Raw genomic sequence first — 23,642 nt, 5'->3', positions numbered from 1 at the left:
ATTGGTAGACATGACGTCGATCCCCACGCCGACAGACATCGGTATGCCGGAGGCACCCGCCCCGGTGCTCGCCCCTCGCCGCAAGACCCGCCAGATCAAGGTCGGCTCGGTCGGTGTCGGCAGCGAGTCGCCCATCTCCGTGCAGTCGATGACCACGACGCTGACCTCCGACGTCAACTCGACCCTGCAGCAGATCGCCGAGCTCACCGCCTCGGGCTGCGACATCGTCCGGGTCGCGTGCCCGAGCCAGGACGACGCCGACGCGCTGCCCGCGATCGCGAAGAAGTCGCAGATCCCGGTGATCGCCGACATCCACTTCCAGCCGAAGTACGTCTTCGCCGCCATCGAGGCCGGCTGCGCCGCGGTCCGGGTCAACCCGGGCAACATCCGCAAGTTCGACGACCAGGTCAAGGAGATCGCCGCCGCCGCCAAGGACCACGGCACCTCGATCCGGATCGGAGTCAACGCGGGCTCGCTCGACAAGCGCCTGCTGGAGAAGTACGGCAAGGCCACCCCCGAGGCGCTGGTCGAGTCGGCCATCTGGGAGGCCTCGCTGTTCGAGGAGCACGGCTTCCAGGACTTCAAGATCTCGGTCAAGCACAACGACCCGGTCGTGATGGTGCGCGCCTACGAGCTGCTCGCCGAGGCCGGTGACTGGCCGCTCCACCTCGGTGTGACCGAGGCCGGCCCGGCCTTCCAGGGCACGATCAAGTCCTCGGTCGCCTTCGGCCACCTGCTCAGCCAGGGCATCGGCGACACCATCCGCGTCTCGCTCTCCGCGCCGCCGGTCGAGGAGGTCAAGGTCGGCATCCAGATCCTGGAGTCGCTCAACCTCAAGCCGCGCCGCCTCGAGATCGTCTCCTGCCCCTCCTGCGGCCGCGCCCAGGTCGACGTCTACACGCTCGCCGAGCAGGTCACCGCCGGCCTCGACGGCCTCGAGGTCCCGCTGCGCGTCGCCGTCATGGGCTGCGTCGTCAACGGCCCCGGCGAGGCCCGCGAGGCCGACCTCGGCGTCGCCTCCGGCAACGGCAAGGGCCAGATCTTCGTCAAGGGCGAGGTCATCAAGACCGTCCCCGAGGCCGCCATCGTCGAGACCCTGATCGAGGAGGCGATGAAGATCGCCGAGGGCATGGAGCCCGTCGAGGGCGCCGGCGCGCAGGTGTCGGTCAGCGGCTGAGGTGTGGATGTTCACCGAGGTAACTCGGTGAACGGTCGCTTCCTTCGTGGAGTTCCACGAGGGCAGTGCGCACCGACCGAGCTACCCTTCGACAAGCTCAGGACATCGCCTCGGTCAGCATTCCGCCGCCACGTACGCAGGAAGCCCGGTCCTGACTCGGACCGGGCTTCCGTCTTCTGCTCCGAGGCGTCCCCCTGTATACGTCTCGAAGATCTTGCGGTCTCACCAGTGCATCAGCTTCGAGACCACGCCGAGGAACCCGAGGTAGAGCAGTGCCCGGGGCGGGTCGGCGGTGGCCAACTGGCCCCAGGCGAGCATCCCCTCGCCCATCTGGTTTCCGACGGCTGTGCCGAACCCGTCGAATCCGCTATGGGTCCAGAGGTGGACGACGACGAACCGAAGTGCCGGTACGCCCAGGAACACGACGAGCGCGGCCTTGACCGGCACGATCCAGGCCAGCGGTCGTGGCGCTCGGGAGACGACTCCGAGGTTGGCGCTTCGCACCCAGCCCGTGCCGCCATACCGGCGGCCCTCGAAAGTCACCCTGGCCCGGCGGCCGTCGGTGGCGATGACGACGCCGTGCCTGCCGCTCCGTACTCCACGTCCAGCGAGCCGGTCGCTGAACCGCAGCGGGATCGTGCGCTGCGCCCGGACTACGTCGCCGGTCCGCAGTCGCCTGCCCATCATCGGTGCCTCACCTCCTCGAGGAGGCCGGAGGCGTACGTGGCGTGGGCGACTGCCGAGCAGTCGCCCCGATCTGGACTGAGCAGCTGGCTGATTCCGAAGACGATCATCAGCGTGATGGCGAAGACGACGAAGCTGGACTTGTGGTTCATCGCGGACCCCCTGGCTGGTTTCTACGCTGCCTCGAAAGGTGACAGTTCCAGGGTGATCTGGTTGTGGCCGAATGCGGAAGAGCGAAACGAAACTCGGGATCAGGTCAGGACAGAACGATCTGAATCCGGGACTGATCCCGGTCTATTGCCGGGCGGTCGCTGGACAACTCGCGCCTTCAGGCGGAAACGAGCTTCGCAGACGCCGAAGGCTCCTCGACTGTTCGAGGCATTGGAACCGGCAGCGTCACGGCAGTGTGGATGACTTCGGCCTTCGTTGTGTCGCCTACGTCTGCACCGTCCATGAGTTCGGTGTAACGCGCGCCGAACTTCTGTTCGTCCCAGTGGATAGCCGCAACTTGCCATGCATCTTCTGCTGACACCTCGGTCATCGGCTTGGAGTACTGATAGCCGCTTTCCGGAAGATCGCCATACCAGAAGAACCGGGCAAGCGGGTCGACCATGGCGTACGAGCCGGTCATCTCGTCGTTGTCTTCAGTCGTGATGACCAGGCCATTCAAGTTCGAGTCCTCGTGCATGTACGTCCGGTGTCGTACAGCGAAATCGTGGAAGTCCTTGTCGCTGATCGCCGTCTTCGCAGAGTAGACCGGTAGCATCTTGAGGATCTTCCAGCGGTCCGGCCTGATCGTCTTGAGGACAGTGCCGAAGTCCTCAAGGACATTCAGTTCGCTCACGACCGTGTTCACCTTGATCTCTGGTTGCCTGATGCCCAAGCAATCGGCTTCCTTGCGAATGGCCTGAACTTGCATGCCGACTTCCGCCAGGTCAAAGGTCTTGCCACTGCGTGTGACGCGACCGATCTGTTGGTTGGTGCTTTGGAATGAAGAGTCGACGCTGATTCCGACGATGTCGATGTTTCTAGCAGTCCATTTGGCATCGAAACTTCGAAGCATGAGTCCGTTGCTGACGTACGAAACACGCGTCTTCAACTTCGATCGGGCGTACTTGACGAGGTTATCGATGTTCGGGAGCAACGCGGGCTCGCCGCCGACAAAGTTGAACCGGATGGAGCTGTCGCCGCCGCCGTCTTTACGGAACTTTCCGGCGAGATCCTTCATGATTCGGTGAGCCTCCGAGGTGTCGGCCCACACGGTTGTTTCCGCGCTCGACTCTTGGAGTAGGCCCCATTTACCGAAGCAGTAGGTGCATTGAAAATTGCACCGTTCAGTCACATGGAGGTTGACCACCATCTCGATGTCGGTCACCGGAGGCCTTCTAGTTAGGAAATCGGGGCGCGGAACAAGCCAGCCGATCCGGTGGGGAACCTGGCATCTGTCTAGAGGAAAGGTAGCCCCGTCGAAGGCAGATCCGCCAGCGTTAGCGGCGTGTCTCGAAGCGCAAAATATCGTGCCCACGTGGAGCCTGCCTCGGTGCGTCGCCGCTCAGGCGTAGCGCTCGGCGAGGTTCCCGAGGACCTCGACAAGCTCGCTGTCGATCGGGAATGCGGAGTCGAGCGTGATCTCGTCTCCTTCCCATCGGTTCACAGCGCCGACGTCGGCCCTATCGAAGATGCTGAAGCACCTAGTGGCCGTGATGCCTTCGTGAATGCGCAGAAGCTCGGCCATCCTGGGGACCAGTGTGCTCATCACGATGTCGTCGACGATGACGGCCTCGACCTGATCGCCTGCGTTGCGCTCGATGGGATAGCCGAAGCGGGGCGGGCGCGCGGTGGTGCGAACCATGAGGAACGGGACGCCGCAGAGCTCGGCGACCCGGCTGCCGACCAGGATGTTTCCTTCGCGGGCTGTCGCGATGACGGTCCGCTCGGGGTCGAGGCCGCCGAGGGCGCGGCGTACCCGGCCGGCGAGGAACTGGGCGAGGTCCTCGCGATAGCGAGGTGAACACGACGCGGAGTGTAGATCGATATAGACCGTGATGGGATCGCGATTGTGATAGCCGACCGGGAGCGGCTGCCTGGCGACGTAGACATGCTTCGACGTGATTCGTCGGACGGCCTTGTCGGTGATCCGCTCGAGTACGGGAAGGACGAGCTCGGGGTCGAGCCTCACCACGGCGTTGGGCTGTAGCGGCGGTTGCGACGAACGCTCGAGCGCGGGCTCCGGTGGCGGGGCTGGCTTCAGGTGCTCGCCGCGGCTCGTGGCTTCGGCGATCTCCCAGCGCCGTTCCCACTCACGTGACCACCGGAGGAGCCACCGGGTGCGCTCTTCGATGTCATAGGTGGGAGGCACGGCGGCGCGGACGATGGCCAGGAGGAGGTCACGAGGAACGAGGTTGGTGTTGGCGGTGGCTGCGTACGCACGGCTGTTGCTGATGTTCGCGCCGAGCGCTACCTGACCGATGCCCTTGCCGGTCCAGTTCTTGACCCAGATTCGGAGGTCGCGATTGAGGGCGGCTGGACTGTCGTCAGGGTCGAGGGCCATCTCGTCCTCCCCTGAAGTCGCCTCTTCACGTTCGCGTCCTGGATGAGTCCCGATCCAGTCCCGCCGGAGTCCAGCAAATCTACCGTCGGAGTCTCGGCCGAGCATCCGTTTCGGCAGAAGTTGTCAGGCCGCCACGTACGCAGGAAGCCCGGTCCTCACTCGGACCGGGCTTCCGTCTTCTGCTCCGAGACGTCCCCCTGCGTACGTCTCGAAGGTCTTGTGATTTCACCAGTGCATCAGCCTGGAGACCAGGCCGAGGAACCCGAGGTGGAGCAGCGCTCCGAGGGGGTCGGTGGTGATCAGGTGGCCCCAGGCGAGGGCGGCCTGGCCCATCTGGTTGCCGAGGGCCGTGGCGAAGCCGTCGAGCCCGCCGTGGGTCCACAGGTGGACGACGACGAACCGGAGGCCGGGGACGACCAGGAACAGGACGAGTGCGGCCTTGACCGGGAGGATCCAGGACAGCGAGCCGCTGCCGGTGGACCTCAGGTTGCCGGTGCGCACCCAGCGGGTGCCGCTGCTGCCGTTGAAGCGGACCTTGGTGCGGCCTGCGGCGGTGGCGACGACGACACCGCGCTTTCCGGAACGGATGCCGCCGCGGGCCCGGACGGTATCGCCGGGGCGCTGGGAGTTGCTGATCATGACAGCACTCCTTCCGTGAGGACGACGGACACGGACGAGGTGCCGGCGGCTGCCTGGCACGTGGGCGGCTCGGCGCTGAGCAGCTGGTTGAAGCCGAACACGACAAGAAGCGTGACGGCGAAGGTGGCGATGCTGAACTTGTGGTTCCTCATGGTCATCATCTCCTTCAGCGGTGGGGCCCGGGAGAGGGGCCGGCGCTGTCCCTCTTGGGGACATCTCCAACGGTGACGGAGCCCACAGATGTCCCACCAGAGGGCGGGTGGGAGTGGGGACGAAGTAAAGACAGTCCCAGGTGAGTTGGGACGTTTCTGGGACAGAATTGGGACGCCTGCGAGATACTCTCAAGCGCTTCCGCGACGACTCGGTGAGGGGATATGACCGACGAATCTCTCTCGCCAGAGGAGTTCAACGGCGAATTGCGCGCCTGGGTCCGTCAAGTGACCGGAAAAGCTGACGGTGGCGCCGGTGTGGCCATGGCCCGGAGCACCTTCTACCGGCGTACGTCCGGCTCGAAGATGATGCCGCTCGACGAGCTCATCCGCGTGGTCGGCGGCGCGGTGCCCCGCACCCTGGACCCGGCCCATCGAGGCGAGTGGATCCGGAAGAACACCGGCATCTGGCAGGCGAAGTGGTGGAAGGCGTACGCCTGGCGTGGCGAGGACACCGCGGCGCCGGTGCCCGTGCTGGACCCTGCCACGACGGCGGCACCGGTGCCCGCCGCCACCGGCTCCCGCCTGACCTTCCCGCGGGCCCGGGTGGCGGCGCTGGGCGGACTGACGACCGAGCAGCCCACGATCCCGCTCATCGAGGCGCTCGGCCGGTGGCTGGAGGACTCGGAGTCCAACCTCTTCTTCCTCACCGGTCCCTCGGGCTCGGGAAAGACGGTCGAGACCAGGGAGTGGACGGCCTCGAGGGAGCAGGTGCGCTACGTCAGCCTGCGCGACGGCGCCGTCGACTACATCGCCCTGGTCGACGAGGACCGATCGCCGATCGTGATCGACGACTTCGACCTGATCTCCTCCAGCGCCGAGGAGCACGGCGTCACCCGACCCGACCTGAGCGAGCTGCGCTCGGCCTTCGGCCGCGGCGGACGGTTCGTGGTGATCAGCAAGCGCAACCTGCAGACCGAGCGCGACGAGCTCGCCGAGCAGCTGCGCAGCCCGGCCCGGCTCGAGGACCTCGGGGTCGAGTCGGCGATGGTCGTACGGGTCGAGCCGATCTCCCCGGTCGAGGTGCGTGCTCTCGGCAAGGAGCGCGGCGGTGACGACCGGCTGCGCAACCTGGCCGCGGAGATGGAGCGTGGCGGTGGGTTCTTCCCCGCGACCCCGATGGTCCTCAAGCAGCTCTACGCCTCCCTCGAGGAGGGCGCCCCGGCTCCCCGGACCCAGTGGGACGGCTACACCGTCCATCTCAAGCACGTCTGCGGCCAGCCCTGGGACCGGAAGAGCTCGCGCATCCCCAGCCGGGTGCGGTTCCAGACCTACCGCGACATCGCCTGGGACCTGTTCACCGGGATGGACGAGCCGACCTCGCAGGAGCAGGACCTGATCCCGGTCCCGCGCGTCTCGGAGTGGCTCTTCGCCAACCTGCAGCGCGACCTCGACATCACCCGGCAGCGTGACTTCCTGACGTACGAATGGATCGCGGACCTGCTCGACCACTCCGAGGTCTTCGGCGTGACCGGCCGGACCAAGGACTCGGCGGAGTCGGCGGAGTTCGCCCACGAGACCTTCTACCAGTACTTCGTCGCCGAGAGCATCCGCGACCGGCTGCGCGACGGGCACGGGATGGCGCTCGACGGCGCCCGCTTCGCCGACATGCACATGGGGCCGTTGGTGATGACGTTCCTCAAGGCCGGGTTCCAGCCCGGTGACCTCGACGCGGTGGCCCGGCTGAGCGTACGCGAGAGCCTGTCCTGGATGGACCGGCTGATCTGCCTCTACCTGACCGAGGAGCGCGTGGACTACGGCGACCTCCTCGACCAGGCGCCGGAGCGCTACTGGGACGAGCTGGAGTTCGTGCTGGAGGCGTTCCGGTCGCTGTTCCTGCGCAAGGCGGCGATGTTCCAGCTGATCCTGCGTGGCCGGGTGCCGGTCGACGGCTACCTGGAGATCCTGGACCGCGAGGAGGATCCGGGCGCGGTCGCCCGCGAGCGCGACGTGCTCGGCTGGGGCACCGACATCACCGACGCCCTGGTCCATCGGCTGCAGCATCCGGTCCTGGCCCCGGCGATTCCGATTACCGCGTACCGGCTCGGGCAAATGGGTGATATCACTTGCCTGAGCCATCTCGAGGGTCTCACTGGTCTGCCGCCCGCCCATCAGGACGTGGTGAGGGCGGCGATCCACCGGATCAAGGAGCGCCATGAGCATCAGCACCCAGACTGAGCGATCGCCGACGCTCGTCCTCGGCGCGACCGGCGACCTCGGCAGCGCGGTCGCGCGCCGGCTGACCGCGGAGGGCACCCCGGTGATCCTGCACGCCTACAGCCGCACCACCGAGCTGGCCTACCTCGCCGACGAGACCGGCGCGGTCGCGCGGGTGGAGGGTGACCTGACCACCGACGACGGTGTGGATGCCCTGGCCGAGACGCTCGTCGGGTTCGAGAAGCTGTCGGGGCTCATCAACTGCTCGGGCATCAACCCCACTCCCGACACGGTCGCCGAGATCGACCGGTCCGAGTGGCAGCTCACCCTCGATCTCAACCTGACCTCGGTGTGGCGCACGGCCGCGCTCGCGCTGCCGAAGCTCCGGGCGGCCAGGTCCGGAGGGGTGGTTCTGGTCAGCTCCGTCTTCGGGATCCGTACGCCGTCACGACGGGCTGCCTACGGCGTGTCCAAGCACGCGCTGACCGGGCTCGCCCAGGCGATCGCGCAGGAGGAGGAGGGCATCGTCCGGGCCAACGTCGTCGCTCCCGGCCCGATGTGGAGCGAGTCCTCGCGACAGGTCTTCGTCAAGCACGCCCGCAAGGAGGGCGTGACCGTCGACCAGTACATCTCCTACCGGGCCGCGCGCATCCCCGGACACCGGTTCGTGACCGCCGACGCGGTCGCGAAGGTCTGCGTGTTCCTCGCCTCCGACGTCGCCGGTGCGATCAACGGCCAGTGCATCGTCGCCGACGGCGGCGAATACTGAGGCGCGACCCGAAATAATCAATTAACGCGAGTTGCCGAAGATGCGCGGTCGCCTCTGCTTAGGCTTCGCCTAGCGCCTCCACATGTCTTCATTTTCCCTTCTCAGACTGGCGACAACAGTGACCAATTTCTGGCTTGCCATCGATCACGCGGACGACGCGCTGTTCCGCACCCCGGACTCGACCGACATCAGGTCCGGGATCCTCGATCTGGTGGCCACCACCCCTGGCTGGGGCATCGTCGTGCGCCCCACGCAGGGGCACGGCGACGTACGCCGCGAGCTCGCCTGCGCCGGGCTCCCGGACATCGACACCGTCGACGAGCTCGTCGTCCCGCAGCGGACGACGGACGCGGTGAAGATCGGTTTCGACGACCACCAGGTCGGCTGCGCATCGATGGTGCTGGCCCTCCTGGAGCGGCTCCCCGGCTATGACCGGGTCTTCCTCGAGCCGTACTGCGCGACACCGGACTGCCTCGAGGATCTGGCCGCGCTCGCCGCGCGGTCGCGGTGCGGCGGCATCGTGCTCAAGCTCAAGGTCAACGACGAGGGCCTCGCGGCCATCGCACGCGCCGAGATCGGCGGCGCTCCCTGGGTCGCGCGCTCCGACGGGATGGGCTGGGACGACTTCAGCCAGCGGCTCCTGCGGGTCCGAGAACTAGGTGCCCGCGGCGTGATGGTGGGCCGGGCGGTCTGGGGAGACACCGGCGAGGCCGGCCAGGACGTACGCCTGAAGACCATCCGCGAGCGAATGCACACGATCGAACGCACCTTTGCGATTTGACCAGCGCGTGATCCGGTCCGCGAGCCGCAGGGCGACGTACGACCGGATTGGCCCTAGGCTCGGTGACATGCTGACGACGCGCCAGGGGATCCGCCCGCTGCACGCGGGGGATCTCAGCGCGTTCCTCGACCTGACCGCGCAGGATCCGGTGGTCAACGTGTTCGCGGAATACCGGGCGCGCACCACCAACCTCGAGCCGCGCTGGCTCGGCGGTGAGATCTGGGGGCGCTGGGACGGCGGCGACCTGATCGCGGCCTGTCACGTCGGCGCCAACCTGGTCCCCATCCAGGCCACCGAGGAGGATGCGTACGCCTTCGGTGAGCGGGCCCGCAGCCGGATCCGCACCGTCTCGACGATCGTCGGGCGCCAGCCCGCGGTGCGGGCGCTGTGGGGATCGATCGGCGAGTCCTGGGGCACGCCGCGCGACCAGCGCTGGGAGCAGCCCCATCTCGAGCAGCAGCTGCAGAGCATGGTCGAGCCCGACCCGTTCGTACGCCGCACCGTCCGCGCCGACATGGACGCCCTCTATCCGGCGTGCGTGGCGATGTACACCGAAGAGGTCGGGATCTCGCCGGAGACCGGCGGCGGCCGCGACCTCTACCGTGCCCGGGTGCTCCAGCTGATCTCGCGCGGATGGTCTTTTGCCCGGATCGAGGACGGCGAGGTCGTCTTCAAGGCCGAGGTCGCCTGCGCGACCCCCGAGGCCGCCCAGATCCAGGGGGTCTGGGTGCCCGAGCACCGCCGCGGCGAGGGCCTCGCCGCCCGCGGGATGGCCGCGGTCTGCGACATCGTCCGCAGCGAGATCGCCCCACGCGTCTCCCTCTACGTCAACGAGTGGAACGCCCCCGCGCGCCGTGCCTACGAGCGGGCCGGCTTCCTCGAGACGGCCCGCTTCTCCACCATCATGTTCTGAGCTACCCGACGTTTCCGCGGACGGTGCGCTCGCATGCCGCGGCCTCGCAGCGGACCAGCCACGTCTCTCCACTGCTGCCTATGGCGGACCACATCAGGATCCGGGTGTTGGTCTCCCAGGCGAACATCCGCAGCCCGTTGGGGTTGCGGTACGTGGTCAGCAGCGTGCCGCGGAGGCTTCGCCGCCTGACGACGTCGGAGTTGGTCCGGAGCTCGGTCGCGAACCGGGCTCCGTCGGGCGAGAACGACGCCAACTTCTCCTCGCATCCCCGCCACAGCTGGGTGCCGGGCCGGGTGATCGTGGTGACGACCGTGCAGGCGCCGGCCCGGGCCGGGTCCTTGGTGTAGGTCGCCAGCCGGTTGGTGGCAAGACTGCCTGCGTACGCCACCCTGGACGCGATCGTCGTGACTGTTCCGGCCTTCCAGTCCCACACCATCGTGCGCGGGGTGCCGTAGCCACCCACGAGCACCCGGGTGCCGCTGACATCGATCGGATCGGGTCTGGTGGATGCCTTGAAGGTGTGCCGGGCGACGACCGCGCCGGTGGAGGTGTTGCGGACCTGGGCCTGGATCGCGCCGGTGGTCAGCGTCTTCGAGATGAGCAGGTAGCGGCCGTCGACCGAGAGCCTGGCCCTGTCTCCGTAGTACATGGAGACGAGCGTCTTCTGTGGCACCCCGAGCTGCGCTCGGACGATCTCGTCGACGTTGCGGTTCCTGACTCGCAGGATGAAGCCCTTCCCGGACTGACCGAGCAGCTCGAACGAGTCGCCGTCGTCGCCGACGAAGTCGACCGGGACGTCCGTTCCGGTTGCCGGGTCGACTACAGCGACCGACTCGTACGTGGGCCGGTGCACGTAGGGGACGGTCGGGCGTTCGCCGATCGGGAGGGGGAGGGGACGTACGTCGACGTCGGCTGCGGCGGATGCCGGGGAGAGGGCCCCGGGGAGCGAGAGCGCGGTGACAGCCAGGGCCATCCCTACCAGCACGCGGGTGAATGTCGTGTTCATCTGAGTCATCCGTTCCTGAACTTGGTGGCGCGCTCGCAAGCCGCCACCTCGCAGCGCACCAGCCAAGCGTCGCTCCCGTCAGCCGGGTAGGACTCCATCAGGATCCGGGTGTTGGACTCCCATGCGTGCATCCACACCTTGTTGGGGTTTCGGTAGGTGGTCAGCAGCGTGCCGCGGAGGCTGCGGCGCCGGACTACAACCTGGCTCTCGTGGGCGATCGCATCGGTCGCGAAGCGGGCACCGTCGGGCGAGAAGGACGCCACCGCTTCGAGGCAGCTGCGCCACAGTGTGGCGCCCGGGGCGGTGACAGTAGAGACCACCGAGCAGGCGTCGGGCGCGTACGGGTTCTTGGTGTAGGTCGCCAGTCTGTTGGTGGCGAAGCTGCCGGCGTACGCCGCCCGAGCGGCGATCGTCTTGATCGTGCCGGCCTTCCAGTCCCAGATCATCGTGCGCGGGGTGCCGTAGCCACCCACGAGCACCCGGGTGCCGCTGACATCGATCGGATCGGGCTTGGTGGATGCCTTGAATGTGTGCCGGGCGACGACCGCGCCGGTGGTGGTGTTGCGAACCTGGACCTGGATTCCGCCGCTGCTCAGCGTCGCCGTCTTGAGCAGGTAGCGCCTGTCGGCCGACAGCCTGGCCACGTCCTCGTAGTACATGTCCGTGAGGGATCTCTGTGGGACATCGAGCTGCGCCCGGACGATCCGGTCGACGTTGCGGTTGCGGATCCGCAGCACGAACCCGCTCCCGGAGCGGCCCAGGAGTTCGTAGAAATCTAGGTCGTCGCCGACATGTTCCACCGGCGTCTTCGTGCCGGTCGTCGGGTCGACCACCACGACCGACGTGTCCGAGGGCCGGTCGAGGTAGGGAACGGTCGGTCTCTCGCCGACGGGCAGGGGCAGGGGGCGTACATCGACGGTCGGAGCCGCCGCAGAAGCCGGTGACACGAGCGTCACCGGGAGCATGAGAGCAGCAAGGATGGCCGTGGCCAGTGCCGGGATTCGGATACCTCTCATGAAAGTAAAGATGCGCGGGGTGCCGACGGGGTTGCAACGCCAATTCCAACCGGTTCGCGGCAGCGGTCCGGTGCGCCGTACGCTTGCCCGCATGCCCGGAACCACAGCCCGTATGTCACAGCTCTTCGTGCGGACCCTGCGTGAGGATCCCGCCGACGCCGAGGTCGCGAGCCACAAGCTGCTCGTCCGCGCCGGTTACATCCGCCGCGCCGCTCCGGGGATCTACTCCTGGCTGCCGTTGGGCCTGCGCGTGCTCGGCAAGGTCGAGGGGATCATCCGCGAGGAGATGGCCGCGATCGGCGCCCAGGAGGTGCACTTCCCGGCACTGCTGCCCCGTGAGCCCTACGAGGCGACCGGCCGCTGGACGGAGTACGGCGACGGCATCTTCCGGCTCAAGGACCGCAAGGAGGCCGACTACCTGCTCGGGCCCACGCACGAGGAGATGTTCACGCTCTTGGTCAAGGACCTCTACGGCTCCTACAAGGACCTGCCGCTGGCGATCTACCAGATCCAGACGAAGTACCGCGACGAGGCGCGTCCCCGCGCGGGGCTGCTGCGTGGCCGCGAGTTCATCATGAAGGACTCCTACTCCTTCGACTACACCGACCAGGGGCTGTCGGCTGCCTACGACGCCCACCGTGCGGCGTACGTCAAGGTCTTCGACCGCCTCGGGTTCGAGTACGTCATCGTCAAGGCCACCTCCGGCGCGATGGGCGGCTCGGCCTCCGAGGAGTTCCTGGCCGTCTCCGAGGCCGGCGAGGACACGTTCGTACGCTCGCCCGGCGGCTACGCCGCCAACGTCGAGGCGGTCACGACGCTGGCCCCCGAGGCCCTCTCCTACGAGGACGTGCCGGCGGCCCACGCCGAGGACACCCCGGCGACGCCGACGATCCAGACGCTGGTCGACCACCTCAACGAGGCGTTCCCGCGCGAGGACCGTGCCTGGGAGGCCGGCGACACGCTCAAGAACGTGCTGGTCACGCTGCGCCACCCCGACGGCACCGTCGAGCCGCTCGCCATCGGCCTGCCCGGTGACCGCGACGTCGACATCAAGCGCCTCGAGGGCCAGCTGGAGCCGATCGAGGTCGAGCCCATGGACGACGTCGAGCTGAAGAAGCACCCCGAGCTGGTCAAGGGCTACATCGGTCCCGAGGTGCTGGGGGAGGAGTCGGCCTCCGGCATCCGCTACCTGGTCGACCCCCGCGTGGTCACCGGCACCCGTTGGGTCACCGGCGCCAACGTCGATGGCCAGCACGTCATCGACCTGGTCGCCGGCCGCGACTTCACCCCCGACGGCACCATCGAGGCCGCCGAGGTCCGCGAGGGCGACCCGGCTCCCGACGGATCCGGCCCGCTGACGCTGGCCCGCGGCATCGAGATGGGCCACGTCTTCCAGCTCGGCCGCAAGTACGCCGACGCGCTGGGGCTGCAGGTGCTCGACGAGAACGGCAAGCTCGTCACCGTGACCATGGGCTCCTACGGCATCGGCGTCACCCGCGCCGTGGCCGCTGTCGCCGAGGGCACCCTCGACGACATCGGCCTCGCCTGGCCCCGCAACGTCGCACCGTACGACATCCACCTGGTCGCGACCGGGAAGGACGCCGCCGTCTTCGAGGCCGCCGCGACGCTCGCCGGTGAGCTCGAGGCCGCCGGCATCGACGTGCTCTACGACGACCGCCCCAAGGTCTCGCCGGGTGTGAAGTTCAAGGACGCCGAGCTGATCGGCGTCCCGACCATCGTCACCGTGGGCAAGGGCCTGGTCGAGGGCAAGGTCGAGGTCAAGGACCGCCGCAGCGGCGAGAAGACCGAGGTCGCCCTCGCCGACGCCGTCGCTCACCTGGTCGGCGTCGTAGGCAGCTGACTGCAAGAGCGGTGCATGTGTGGGGTTGTTGCACGACCGGCTGGGCGATTCCGGTGCAACTCCCCACATATGCATGGTTCTTGGGAGCATCGCGTGACATGAGCAGCGAGCACCCCGATCTCACCTTCAGGCCCGCGACCGAGGACGACCACGGGCGGGTCCAGGCGCGACTGGGTGAGTGGTGGGACGACTGGGGCGACCCGCACGCGACGATGATGCGCACCCTGATGCTGACCCGGCTGTTCTTCCAGCACTTCAAGGACACCTCGACGATCGTCGAGGACGAGAGCGGAGAGCTGCGGGGGTTCCTGATCGGGTTCATGTCCCAGGACGACCCGCGGGCGGCGTACATCCACTTCGTCGGGATCGATCCACAGCTGCGCGGGACCGGAGTGGGACGGGCGCTCTACGAGCGCTTCTTCGGGCAGGCGCGCGAGCGCGGCGGCGAGGTCGTGCGGACGATCACCGGGCCGCAGAACGCGACGTCGATCCGGTTCCACCGCTCGATGGGGTTCTCCGTGTCCGAGCCGCAGCCCGACTATGACGGTCCGGGGTACGACCGCGTCTGCTTCGAGCGCGTAATCGGGCGTTGATCGCCTCGACGTAGGGCAAGATCGACCCCATGACGGGGGACAGGATTCTCGACCGCGGGCTCCGCCGGCGGGTGGTGAGTGCCGCCGAGGCGGCCGAGCAGATCGCGCCGGGGGAGACCGTTGGTTTCTCGGGGTTCACCGGGGCCGGCCACCCGAAGGCGGTGCCGGCGGCGCTGGCGGAGCGGATGCGAGCGGCGCACGAGCGAGGCGAGGAGTTCCGGGTCCAGGCGTGGACCGGAGCCTCGACGGCGCCCGACCTCGACGGCGTGCTGGCCGGTGCCCACGGCGTCTCCAAGCGGCTGCCCTACAACGGGGACCCGCTGCTGCGGCAGCAGATCAACTCGGGTGAGGTCGAGTACGTCGACGTACATCTGTCCCACGTCGCCCAGCACAGCTGGTTCGGCTTCTACGGCGACCTCGACGTCGCCGTGGTCGAGGTGGCCGCGATCCTGCCCAACGGCCTGCTCGTCCCCACCAGCAGCGTCGGCAACAACAAGACCTGGCTGGAGAACGCGGACAAGGTGATCCTCGAGGTCAACCACTGGCAGCCGCGCGGGTTCGAGGGCTTCCACGACATCTACTACGGCACCCGGCTGCCGCCGCAGCGGGCGCCGATCCAGCTGACCACGCCGATGCAGCGGATCGGCGATCCGTACCTCCGGGTCGATCCCGAGAAGGTCGTCGCCGTCGTCGAGACCGACCAGCCCGACCGCAACTCGCCCCTGCGCCCGATCGACGAGGACAGCCGCGCGATGGCGGACCTCCTCGTGGACTTCCTCCGCCACGAGGTACGCAACGACCGGCTGCACTCGAGCCTGCTGCCGCTCCAAGCCGGCGTCGGCAACGTCGCCAACGCGGTCCTCGCCGGCCTCCAGGACGCCGAGTTCGAGCACCTGACCGCCTACACCGAGACGATCCAGGACGGCCTCCTCGACCTGCTCGACTCGGGCAAGCTGATCGGCGTCTCGTCGACCTCCTTCGGGCTCTCCGAGGAGGGCGCGCAGCGGTTCAACGACGACATCCACCACTACAAGGGCCGGATCCTGCTGCGGCCGCAGGAGATCTCCAACCATCCCGAGGTGGTCCGGCGGCTGGGCCTGATCGCGATCAACGGGATGGTCGAGGCCGACATCTACGGCAACGTGAACTCCACCCACGTCGCCGGCTCCTCGATCGTCAACGGCATCGGCGGCTCGGGCGACTTCGCCCGCAACGCCTACCTCAACTTCTTCGTGTCCGCCTCGACCGCGAAGGGCGGCGCGATCTCGAGCATCGTGCCGTTCGTGAGCCATGTCGACCACACCGAGCACGACGTGCAGGTCGTGATCACCGAGCAGGGTCTGGCGGACCTGCGCGGTATCTCTCCGCGAGCTCGGGCCCGGAAGATCATCGACAACTGTGCCCATCCCGACTACCGCGACCGGCTCGCCGACTACTTCGAGCGGGCCCAGCGGGAGCGTCCCGGCGCGATGCACACACCGCACCTGCTCGGAGAGGCGCTCTCCTGGCACCGCTCCTATGTGGAGACCGGACACATGTGAGTCGGGCGTCGGTATGGTCGTGGCCATGGCGATCGACGCGGTGATCTTCGACTGGGGCGGCACGCTGACGAAGTGGCACGACATCGACTTCCACGCGGAGTCGCTGGCGCTCGCCCAGGCGGTGAGCGGCGCCTGCGACGACGACCACCCGGTCAATGCGACCAGGCTGCACCAGGCCGGGGAGACGATCTGGGCCCGCAGCCGCGACTCCCAGCAGAGCTCGGTGATCGGCGACCTCTTCGACGAGGCCGGGCTCGAGCACGATCCGGAGCTGCTCGACGCCTACTACGAGTTCTGGGAGCCGCACACCCTGACCGACCCCGAGGTCGGGCCGCTGTGGGAGGCGCTCCGCGCCGACGGCGTACGTGTCGGGGTGCTGTCCAACACGATCTGGCCGCGCGCGTGGCACCGCGGGTTCTTCGAGCGCGACGGGGTGCTCGACCTGCTCGACGGCGACGTCTACACCTCCGAGGTGCCTTGGACGAAGCCCGCCGAGGAGGCGTTCCACGCGGCGATGGCCGCCGTGGAGGTCTCGGATCCGTCTCGATGCGTCTACGTGGGCGACAGGCTCTTCGACGATGTGTACGGTGCTCAGAAGGCCGGTCTGCGGGCGATCCACATCCCGCACAGCAATATTCCGAGCAGCCAGTTGGGCCACAGCGAGGGCTCTCCGGACGCGGTCGCACAACGGTTGAGCGACATACACCAGTTGGTTCGCTCCTGGGAATGACGTCGGGAAAAGTTGCAAGTTCTTGCAATGCGATTTTACGGGTCTGGGCCAAGTCTGAGCGGGGATTGCATACTTCTGCAAGAGAGGTACCGCCCCCAGGCGGCTTCTCAGGCCTCGTGTCCAGGCCAAAACCTGGCCCGCGAGCCGCCCGGTCTCGGGAGACATCTCGGGAGTCTCCCGCGCCGGACGGTTCGCGGGCCATCTCGGCTTTTGGCCTCAGGTCCCCGGGAACGCCCGCGGCTTCGCGCCCAGGTCGAGCTGCCGCGCGGCCGCCCGGCAGAGCAGACCGATGAGCAGCGTCCGGTCGGTCCCGGTCGCCTTCGGGGTCAGCGAGAGATAGGTCGCGGTGGTGTCCTGCTCCAGCCGCAGCGCCGCGGCGCCGATGCCGGCCTCCGAGCCGATCCGGCCGGGCAGGTCGTAGACGGCGGAGGGCGCGACCGGCTCGATCCCGGCGGCCACCACGTGCGCGGCCAGCGCCTCGCGGGCGTTCACGTGGTCGTCGTAGGCATCGGTGAGCGCCCGCGCCAGGGCCGGGGAGGACGTCGCCGAGGTGCGCCCGCCCAGGGCACCCAGGACGTAGATCGCGGAGTGCTCGACCGCGAGCGCCGCCTGGACCGCTTCGGTCGAGGCCGAGGTGGCCGTGGTCATGCCAACCCCCGTCCGTGCAGGAGCTGCTGCTGGCCGGCGGCGGCCGAGGCCAGCAGCGTGATCAGCTGCGGGTCCGCCGCGCGCCCGGCCGCGGCGGTGAGCGTGGTGACCAGCGCGAGCTGGCGCTCCTGCCAGCGCCCGGTGGCCGACGCCGCCCTCACGCCCTTGGTCGGCGCCAGCGCCTCGATGTGCACGCGATGGAGCTGCACGAACGCGGACGGGGCGCCCTTGTCGGCGCCGAGGATCTCCGCGACCGTGGCGTCGATCACACTCTGGTCGGGGTTGGCGGGGGCCGGGGGAGTGCTGGGTGGAGGTGCTTTGACAGGATCCAGCATCTCCGAGGCCGAACACGCCGAGGCGGCCAGCGGGGCAACCACGGCGACACCCACAGCGGTGCGCCGCGAGAGCATGCGAAGGGTACGTGCGCTGGCCACGTGAGAAACCCTAACGACACCCGGCGGGAGTCGCGTCAGCGGCTTTCCAACACCGCCGCGCGCTGTTCGAGACACCCGAGGCGTACAGGTATGGTGTCACCAGAAGTACCGCGTGCTCGAAGGCGCATACAACAGGACCGGACAACAGGATGCAGGGGGAGATCGCGTTGAGTGCTGAGCGGAAGGACGCGATCGCGAGTGCCATCGAAAAGGCCCTCGCCGACCCGCTTCTGGCCCTGGGCTTCGACATCGAGGCCGTGGAGATCACGCCGGCCGGCAAGCGCCGGATCCTGCGCGTCGCCGTCGACAAGGACGGCGGGATCACCCATGAGGAGGTCACCGAGGCAACCCGTGAGGTCAACCGGGTCCTCGACGAGTCCGACGTGATGGGCGAGCAGCCCTACACGCTCGAGGTGACCTCGCCCGGTGTCGACCGGCCGCTGACCCTGCCGCGCCACTGGCGCCGCAACAAGGGTCGCATGGTCAAGGTCACCACGACCGACGGCTCCGCGTTCACCGGACGGGTCAAGGAGTCCGACGACGAGCGGGCGAGCCTCGAGGTCAGCGGCAAGCGTCGCGAGGTGGCGTACGCGGACGTGAAGAAGGCGCTTGTGCAGATCGAGTTCAAGCGGATCGACGAGGGGGAGTAGGCCATGGACATCGATATGAGCATCCTGCGGATGCTGGAGCGGGAGCGGGAGATCTCGCTCGATGTGCTCGTCGAGGCGATCGAGCAGGGGCTGCTGACCGCCTACCACAAGACCGCGGGCGCCCACACGAAGGCGCGGGTCGACCTGGACCGCAAGACCGGGCACGTACGCGTGCTGGCCGCCGAGGTCGACGACGAGGGCAACGTCGTCGGGGAGTACGACGACACGCCCGAGGGCTTCGGCCGGATCGCCGCCACCACCGCCAAGCAGATCGTGCTGCAGCGGCTGCGCGACGCCGAGGACGACGTGAAGTTCGGTGAGTTCTCCGGCAAGGAGGGCGACATCCTCTCCGGCGTCATCCAGCAGGGCCGCAACCCCGACGACGTGCTCGTCGACCTGGGCCGGCTCGAGGGCGTCATCCCGCTCTCCGAGCGCGTGCCGGGCGAGGACTACAGCCACGGCACCCGGATCAAGGCGCTCGTGGTCAGCGTGCGCAAGGGCATGCGCGGTCCGCAGATCACCCTCTCGCGCTCCCACCCCAACCTGGTCAAGAAGCTCTTCTCCTTCGAGGTGCCCGAGATCGCCGACGGCACCGTCGAGATCTCCGCGATCGCCCGCGAGGCCGGCCACCGCACCAAGATCGCGGTCAAGTCGACCGTCCCCGGCGTCAACGCCAAGGGCGCCTGCATCGGCCCGATGGGCCAGCGGGTCCGCCAGGTCATGTCCGAGCTGCAGGGCGAGAAGATCGACATCGTCGACTGGTCCGAGGACCCGAAGGTGCTCGTCGCCTCCGCGCTTTCGCCGGCCCGGGTCTCCTCGGTGCAGATCATCGACGAGGCGACCAAGTCGGCCCGTGTCGTGGTGCCCGACTACCAGCTTTCCCTGGCCATCGGCAAGGAGGGGCAGAACGCCCGTCTGGCCGCTCGTCTGACCGGCTGGCGCATCGACATCCGCTCCGACGAGGAGACCCCGGTCGCCTGATCGTGCGTGAGATCGCTCTGACCGACCCCGAGGGCGTCCTGCTGGAGCCCGAGGGGGCCAGCACCGGCGTACTCGTGCTCTCGGGGTCGTCGGGACGGATCGAGACCGACCGCTGCCGGATGCTCGCCTCGCACGGGGTGGCTGCGGCGTCGATCCGCTACTTCGGTGCTCCCGGGCAGCCGGGCGAGGCCCGGCTGATCCCGCTGGAGACGTTCGACGAGGTCCTGGCCGACCTCCACTCCCGCTACCAGCGCCTGGTGGTGCTCGGGACGTCCTGGGGCGCCCAGGCCGCGCTCCTGCTCGGCACCCTGCACCCCGAGATCGACGCGGTGGTCGGGATCTCCCCGACGTACGTCTCCTGGGCGGGCCTGAGCCAGGAGCGGCCGCAGCGGTCCTCGTGGACGCTGCGCGGTGAGCAGGTCCCGTTCGTCCCGTTCGACGACGAGGCGATCGAGGATGCGGTGGAGGAGTCCCGCGGGGAGCTCCCGTCGTTCTGCGAGGCCTACCTCTCGGCCCTGGAGAAGTACGCCGACCGGGTGCCCGCCGCGACCGTCCCGGTCGAGCGCATCGCCGGTGACGTCGTCCTGGTCGCCGGGGGAGACGACGCGCTGTGGCCCTCGGTCCTCTCCGCCGAGGCGGTCCGGCGGCGGCGTACGGCCCATGACCTGGAGACGATCGTGGTCACCCATCCCGATGCCGGCCATCGGGTCGTGCTGCCCGGCGAGCCGGTGCTCCCGCTCAGCCCGCGGCTCGCGTGGGGTGGTTCGGAGGCCGCCGACCGCGAGCTCGGCCTGCGGGCGTGGCCGGAGATCGCCGCCGTCTTGTGATCGCCGCCATCTGCTGAGGACGGGTCACGGAATAAGAACGACCGGTGCCCCGGTTTCGTCTACCGAACCCCGGAAGCGGTAGTGTTAAGGATCGGTGGCACGCCTCGAAGAAACTACGCAGAACGGACCCGTCCGTACGTGCGTGGGTTGCCGGAAGCGGGCCGCCAAGCGCGAGTTGTTGCGGGTGACCGCCGGCTCGGACCGCAACGGCCAGCCGGCCGTGGTGCCCGATCCGACTGCCACCGCACCCGGGCGAGGGGCGCATGTGCACCCCACGCGTGAGTGTTACGAACTCGCGGTGCGCCGGAAGGCGTTCACCAGGGCCCTACGGGCTGAAGGTGGGCTTTCCAGCGTGCCGGTGGAGGAATACCTCGACCCGCGCCAAACACCCACGACCGTCGTCGACGGTCAACCGACCAGGAACTGGAGCAAAAGCTCATGAGCACTCGATGAGTACTTCGCGATGAGCGTGTTCTACAACCACTAACGGTCACAGGTTTCACCCAGGATTTGGGTCTGTGGCCAGAAGGAGAATTGTGGCTAAGACCCGAGTCCACGAACTCGCCAAAGAGTTCGGGGTCGAGAGCAAGTTTGTTCTCGAGAAGTTCAAGGAGATGGGGGAGTTCGTCAAGTCGGCGAGCTCGACCGTCGAGCTGCCTGCGGAGATGCGTTTCCGCAAGGAGATCGGCCCCGGCCTGAAGTCCGGCGGCAATGGTGGTTCCTCGTCCACGGACGAGAAGGCCGCCCCCAAGCCCGGCCCCAAGCCGGCGGCCCCGAAGCCCGCGGCCCCCAAGAAGGCTGCGGACGCGGCGCCCGAGAAGCCTGCTGAGGCGCCCGCGGCGTCCAAGCCTGCTGCGCCCAAGCCCGGCCCGAAGCCCCCGGCCAAGAAGGCCGAGGCTCCGCCGGTCGCCCCCGCGGCGTCCGCCGCGCCGGCCGCTCCCAAGCCCACCCCGAACGCGGCGCCGTCCGGCGACCGTCGTTCGGCCGCGCCCAAGCCGGGTGCTCCCCGGCCTGGTGCCCCCAAGCCCGGCGCTCGTCCGCAGACCCCCGCGGCTCGCGGTGGTGCCGGCGGCGCCGGTGCCGGTCGTCCCGGACCGCGTCCGGTCGGCAAGCCCGGCGCTCCGCGCCCGGGCAACAACCCGTTCTCCTCCAACCAGGGCATGGGGCGTCCGCGTCCCGGCGGCCAGGGTGGCGGCCAGGGTCAAGGTGGCCAGGGCGGTGCCCCGGCCGGCGGCGACCAGCGTCCGCCGCGTCCTGCTGCTGCCCGTGAGGGTGGCCAGGCCGGTGGCCGTCCCGGCATGCCGCGTCCCAACCCGGCGATGATGCCGAAGTCCCCGGCCGCGTTCGGTGCCCGTCCTGGTGGCGGTCCCGGCGGTCGTGCCGGTGCCCCGGGTCGTCCCGGTGGCGGCGGCGGTCGTCCGGGCGCCGGTGGGCGTCCCGGTGGCGGCGGCGGTGCCGGTCGTCCTGGTGGCGGCGGCTTCGGCGGCGGTCCCGGTGGCGGTCGTCCCGGTGCCGGTCGTCCCGGTGGTCGCGGAACGACTCAGGGTGCCTTCGGTCGCCCGGGCGGTCCCTCGCGCCGTGGCCGGAAGTCGAAGCGGGCCCGTCGCCAGGAGTTCGAGGCCATGGAGGCCCCGACCATCGGCGGCATCCGCGTACGCAAGGGCAACGGTGAGACCGTTCGCCTGGCTCGCGGCGCGAGCCTGACCGACTTCGCCGAGAAGATCAACGTCGACCCGGCTCAGCTGGTGCAGATGCTGTTCGGCCTCGGTGAGATGGTCACCGCGACCGAGTCCGTCAACGACGAGACCCTCGAGCTGCTCGGTGAGGAGCTCAACTACATCGTCCAGGTCGTCTCCCCCGAGGACGAGGACCGAGAGCTGCTGGAGTCCTTCGACATCGAGCTCGGCGACGAGGGCGACGAGTCCGACTGGACGGTCCGACCGCCGGTCGTCACCGTCATGGGTCACGTCGACCACGGTAAGACCAAGCTGCTCGACGCCATCCGTGACGCCAACGTCATCGAGGGCGAGGCCGGTGGCATCACCCAGCACATCGGTGCCTACCAGGTCTCGACCGAGGTCGACGGCAACGAGCGCAAGATCACCTTCATCGACACCCCGGGTCACGAGGCGTTCACCGCCATGCGTGCCCGTGGTTCGCAGTCCTCGGACCTCGCGATCCTCGTGGTCGCGGCCGACGACGGTGTGATGCCGCAGACCATCGAGGCGCTCAACCACGCCAAGGCGGCCGGTGTCCCGATCGTGGTCGCGATCAACAAGATCGACAAGCCGGAGGCGGACCCGACCAAGGTCCGTGGCCAGCTGACCGAGTACGGCCTCATCCCCGAGGAGTACGGCGGCGACACGATGTTCGTCGAGATCTCGGCGAAGTCGCGGATCAACATCGAGGGCCTTCTCGAGGCCGTCGTGCTGACCGCCGACGCCTCGCTCGACCTGCAGGCCAACGCCAGCCAGGACGCGCAGGGCATCGTGATCGAGGCTCACCTCGACCGCGGTCGCGGCCCCGTCGCGACCATCCTGGTCCAGCGCGGCACGCTGCGCGTGGGTGAGTCCATCGTCGCCGGCCCGGCCCACGGCCGTGTCCGCGCGATGATCGACGAGTACGGCCACGAGATCACCGAGGCGACCCCGTCGCGTCCGGCGATGGTCCTGGGTCTCTCGGCGGTGCCGGGTGCCGGTCAGAGCTTCCTGGTCGTCGAGGACGACCGGATGGCTCGCCAGATCGCCGAGAAGCGCGAGGCACGCGAGCGTGCCGCGCAGCAGGCCAAGCGCCGCGTACGCCGCACGCTGGAGGACTTCATGGCCTCCATGGAGAAGGGCGAGAGCCAGGAGCTCAACCTCATCCTCAAGGGCGATGTGTCCGGTTCGGTCGAGGCGCTCGAGGACGCACTGGCCAAGATCGACGTGGGCGGCGACGAGGTCTCCATCCGGGTCATCGACCGCGGTGTCGGTGCGATCACCGAGACCAACGTCGACCTGGCTGCTGCCTCCGACGCGATCATCATCGGCTTCAACGTCCGCCCGCAGGGCAAGGCGACGGAGCTGGCCGACCGCGAGGGTGTCGAGATCCGCTACTACTCGGTCATCTACCAGGCGATCGAGGAGATCGAGGCGGCCCTCAAGGGCATGCTCAAGCCGGAGTACGAGGAGAAGGTCCTCGGCAAGGCGGAGATCCGTGCGATCTTCCGCTCGTCGAAGGCCGGAAACATCGCCGGTTGTATGGTCACCGAGGGCCTCATCCGCCGCAACGCCAAGGTTCGCGTCCTGCGCGACGGCGCCGTGGTGGCCGACAACCTCGACCTGGCCTCGCTGCGCCGCGAGAAGGACGACGCCTCCGAGGTCCGCGAGGGCTTCGAGTGCGGTCTGGTCCTGAAGAACTTCCAGGACATCAAGGAAGGCGACTTCGTCGAAGCCTTCGAGATGGTGGAGATTCCCCGAGGCTGATCAAGCAAGCC

Annotated in this window: 24 protein-coding genes; 14 read left to right on the top strand and 10 right to left on the bottom strand. The window is 68.5% G+C overall.

All coding sequences use genetic code 11. The annotated features are described in order from the left end of the window. Nucleotides 1–10 precede the first annotated feature (10 nt). The gene (gene ispG, locus ACIRON_RS04745) at nt 11–1,177 is read left to right on the top strand and encodes a flavodoxin-dependent (E)-4-hydroxy-3-methylbut-2-enyl-diphosphate synthase (protein WP_402989609.1); all 1,167 of its coding nucleotides are present in this window, start codon (nt 11–13) and stop codon (nt 1,175–1,177) included. 222 nt (nt 1,178–1,399) lie between these two features. Here the strand turns inward: ispG and ACIRON_RS04740 are convergent, their stop codons facing one another. The 6 genes from ACIRON_RS04740 to ACIRON_RS04715 form a co-directional block, all read right to left on the bottom strand. Beyond that, the gene (locus ACIRON_RS04740; protein WP_402989606.1) at nt 1,400–1,861 is read right to left on the bottom strand and encodes a hypothetical protein; all 462 of its coding nucleotides are present in this window, start codon (nt 1,859–1,861) and stop codon (nt 1,400–1,402) included. Then, a complete protein-coding gene (locus ACIRON_RS04735; protein WP_402989603.1) occupies nt 1,861–2,013 on the bottom strand; it encodes a hypothetical protein in 153 nt (50 codons plus the stop codon). The genes ACIRON_RS04740 and ACIRON_RS04735 overlap by 1 nt, the downstream gene beginning before the upstream one ends. Nucleotides 2,014–2,189: 176 nt before the next feature. Then, complete coding sequence (locus ACIRON_RS04730; RefSeq protein WP_402989600.1) at nt 2,190–3,236, bottom strand: viperin family antiviral radical SAM protein; 1,047 nt, start codon at nt 3,234–3,236, stop codon at nt 2,190–2,192. 177 nt (nt 3,237–3,413) lie between these two features. After that, nucleotides 3,414–4,412: a hypothetical protein gene (locus ACIRON_RS04725; protein WP_402989597.1), complete on the bottom strand. Its 999-nt coding sequence runs from the start codon at nt 4,410–4,412 to the stop codon at nt 3,414–3,416. 225 nt (nt 4,413–4,637) lie between these two features. Next, nucleotides 4,638–5,051, bottom strand: coding sequence for a hypothetical protein (locus ACIRON_RS04720; RefSeq protein ID WP_402989594.1), 414 nt, complete (start codon nt 5,049–5,051; stop codon nt 4,638–4,640). After that, a complete protein-coding gene (locus ACIRON_RS04715; RefSeq protein WP_160024439.1) occupies nt 5,048–5,203 on the bottom strand; it encodes a hypothetical protein in 156 nt (51 codons plus the stop codon). The genes ACIRON_RS04720 and ACIRON_RS04715 overlap by 4 nt, the downstream gene beginning before the upstream one ends. A gap of 285 nt (nt 5,204–5,488) precedes the next feature. On the opposite strand from ACIRON_RS04715, the gene ACIRON_RS04710 reads away from it, so the two are divergent. From ACIRON_RS04710 to ACIRON_RS04695, 4 genes are all read left to right on the top strand, one after another. Then, nucleotides 5,489–7,438 carry a hypothetical protein gene (locus ACIRON_RS04710; RefSeq protein ID WP_402989592.1) on the top strand — a complete coding sequence of 650 codons (1,950 nt, stop codon included), beginning with the start codon at nt 5,489–5,491 and terminating at the stop codon, nt 7,436–7,438. Beyond that, on the top strand, nt 7,416–8,186 hold the full coding sequence (locus ACIRON_RS04705) for an SDR family NAD(P)-dependent oxidoreductase (RefSeq protein WP_402989589.1): 771 nt from the start codon (nt 7,416–7,418) through the stop codon (nt 8,184–8,186). The genes ACIRON_RS04710 and ACIRON_RS04705 overlap by 23 nt, the downstream gene beginning before the upstream one ends. Nucleotides 8,187–8,304: 118 nt before the next feature. Then, nucleotides 8,305–8,967: a hypothetical protein gene (locus ACIRON_RS04700; RefSeq protein WP_402989587.1), complete on the top strand. Its 663-nt coding sequence runs from the start codon at nt 8,305–8,307 to the stop codon at nt 8,965–8,967. 67 nt (nt 8,968–9,034) lie between these two features. After that, on the top strand, nt 9,035–9,880 hold the full coding sequence (locus ACIRON_RS04695; RefSeq protein ID WP_402989584.1) for a GNAT family N-acetyltransferase: 846 nt from the start codon (nt 9,035–9,037) through the stop codon (nt 9,878–9,880). A gap of 1 nt (nt 9,881) precedes the next feature. Here the strand turns inward: ACIRON_RS04695 and ACIRON_RS04690 are convergent, their stop codons facing one another. Further along, nucleotides 9,882–10,886 (bottom strand): hypothetical protein, encoded by a 1,005-nt coding sequence (locus tag ACIRON_RS04690; protein ID WP_402989581.1) that lies wholly within the window; start codon nt 10,884–10,886, stop codon nt 9,882–9,884. A gap of 5 nt (nt 10,887–10,891) precedes the next feature. After that, nucleotides 10,892–11,902 carry a hypothetical protein gene (locus ACIRON_RS04685; RefSeq protein WP_402989578.1) on the bottom strand — a complete coding sequence of 337 codons (1,011 nt, stop codon included), beginning with the start codon at nt 11,900–11,902 and terminating at the stop codon, nt 10,892–10,894. Between the two features lie 91 nt (nt 11,903–11,993). Between ACIRON_RS04685 and ACIRON_RS04680 the strand changes: the two genes are divergently transcribed. The 4 genes from ACIRON_RS04680 (at nt 11,994) to ACIRON_RS04665 (ending at nt 16,627) form a co-directional block, all read left to right on the top strand. Further along, nucleotides 11,994–13,763 carry a proline--tRNA ligase gene (locus ACIRON_RS04680; RefSeq protein WP_402989575.1) on the top strand — a complete coding sequence of 590 codons (1,770 nt, stop codon included), beginning with the start codon at nt 11,994–11,996 and terminating at the stop codon, nt 13,761–13,763. A gap of 98 nt (nt 13,764–13,861) precedes the next feature. Further along, nucleotides 13,862–14,356: a GNAT family N-acetyltransferase gene (locus ACIRON_RS04675; protein ID WP_402989572.1), complete on the top strand. Its 495-nt coding sequence runs from the start codon at nt 13,862–13,864 to the stop codon at nt 14,354–14,356. Nucleotides 14,357–14,385: 29 nt separating this feature from the next. After that, nucleotides 14,386–15,897, top strand: a complete 1,512-nt coding sequence (locus tag ACIRON_RS04670; RefSeq protein WP_402989569.1) for an acetyl-CoA hydrolase/transferase family protein — start codon at nt 14,386–14,388, stop codon at nt 15,895–15,897. Between the two features lie 25 nt (nt 15,898–15,922). Next, the gene (locus ACIRON_RS04665; RefSeq protein ID WP_402989566.1) at nt 15,923–16,627 is read left to right on the top strand and encodes an HAD family hydrolase; all 705 of its coding nucleotides are present in this window, start codon (nt 15,923–15,925) and stop codon (nt 16,625–16,627) included. Between the two features lie 216 nt (nt 16,628–16,843). On the opposite strand, the gene ACIRON_RS04660 is transcribed toward ACIRON_RS04665, so the two are convergent. Together ACIRON_RS04660 and ACIRON_RS04655 are read right to left on the bottom strand one after the other, a co-directional pair. After that, complete coding sequence (locus tag ACIRON_RS04660) at nt 16,844–17,275, bottom strand: DUF4439 domain-containing protein (protein ID WP_402989563.1); 432 nt, start codon at nt 17,273–17,275, stop codon at nt 16,844–16,846. Continuing rightward, nucleotides 17,272–17,709: a hypothetical protein gene (locus tag ACIRON_RS04655; protein WP_402989560.1), complete on the bottom strand. Its 438-nt coding sequence runs from the start codon at nt 17,707–17,709 to the stop codon at nt 17,272–17,274. The genes ACIRON_RS04660 and ACIRON_RS04655 overlap by 4 nt, the downstream gene beginning before the upstream one ends. Before the next feature lie 167 nt (nt 17,710–17,876). On the opposite strand from ACIRON_RS04655, the gene rimP reads away from it, so the two are divergent. The 5 genes from rimP (at nt 17,877) to infB (ending at nt 23,631) form a co-directional block, all read left to right on the top strand. Beyond that, nucleotides 17,877–18,359, top strand: coding sequence for a ribosome maturation factor RimP (rimP, locus tag ACIRON_RS04650; protein ID WP_402989557.1), 483 nt, complete (start codon nt 17,877–17,879; stop codon nt 18,357–18,359). 3 nt (nt 18,360–18,362) lie between these two features. Further along, nucleotides 18,363–19,340 (top strand): transcription termination factor NusA, encoded by a 978-nt coding sequence (gene nusA / locus ACIRON_RS04645; protein ID WP_091049818.1) that lies wholly within the window; start codon nt 18,363–18,365, stop codon nt 19,338–19,340. A 2-nt stretch (nt 19,341–19,342) separates the two neighbouring features. Continuing rightward, nucleotides 19,343–20,167 (top strand): alpha/beta fold hydrolase, encoded by an 825-nt coding sequence (locus ACIRON_RS04640; protein ID WP_402989554.1) that lies wholly within the window; start codon nt 19,343–19,345, stop codon nt 20,165–20,167. Between the two features lie 94 nt (nt 20,168–20,261). Beyond that, nucleotides 20,262–20,609: a YlxR family protein gene (locus ACIRON_RS04635; RefSeq protein ID WP_402989551.1), complete on the top strand. Its 348-nt coding sequence runs from the start codon at nt 20,262–20,264 to the stop codon at nt 20,607–20,609. Nucleotides 20,610–20,703: 94 nt separating this feature from the next. Continuing rightward, on the top strand, nt 20,704–23,631 hold the full coding sequence (gene infB / locus ACIRON_RS04630) for a translation initiation factor IF-2 (RefSeq protein WP_402989548.1): 2,928 nt from the start codon (nt 20,704–20,706) through the stop codon (nt 23,629–23,631). Nucleotides 23,632–23,642: the final 11 nt, after the last annotated feature.

The organism is Nocardioides sp. NPDC101246 (assembly GCF_044767415.1).
GTDB lineage: Bacteria > Actinomycetota > Actinomycetes > Propionibacteriales > Nocardioidaceae > Nocardioides.
This window is presented reverse-complemented; position numbering and strand designations above follow the sequence as displayed.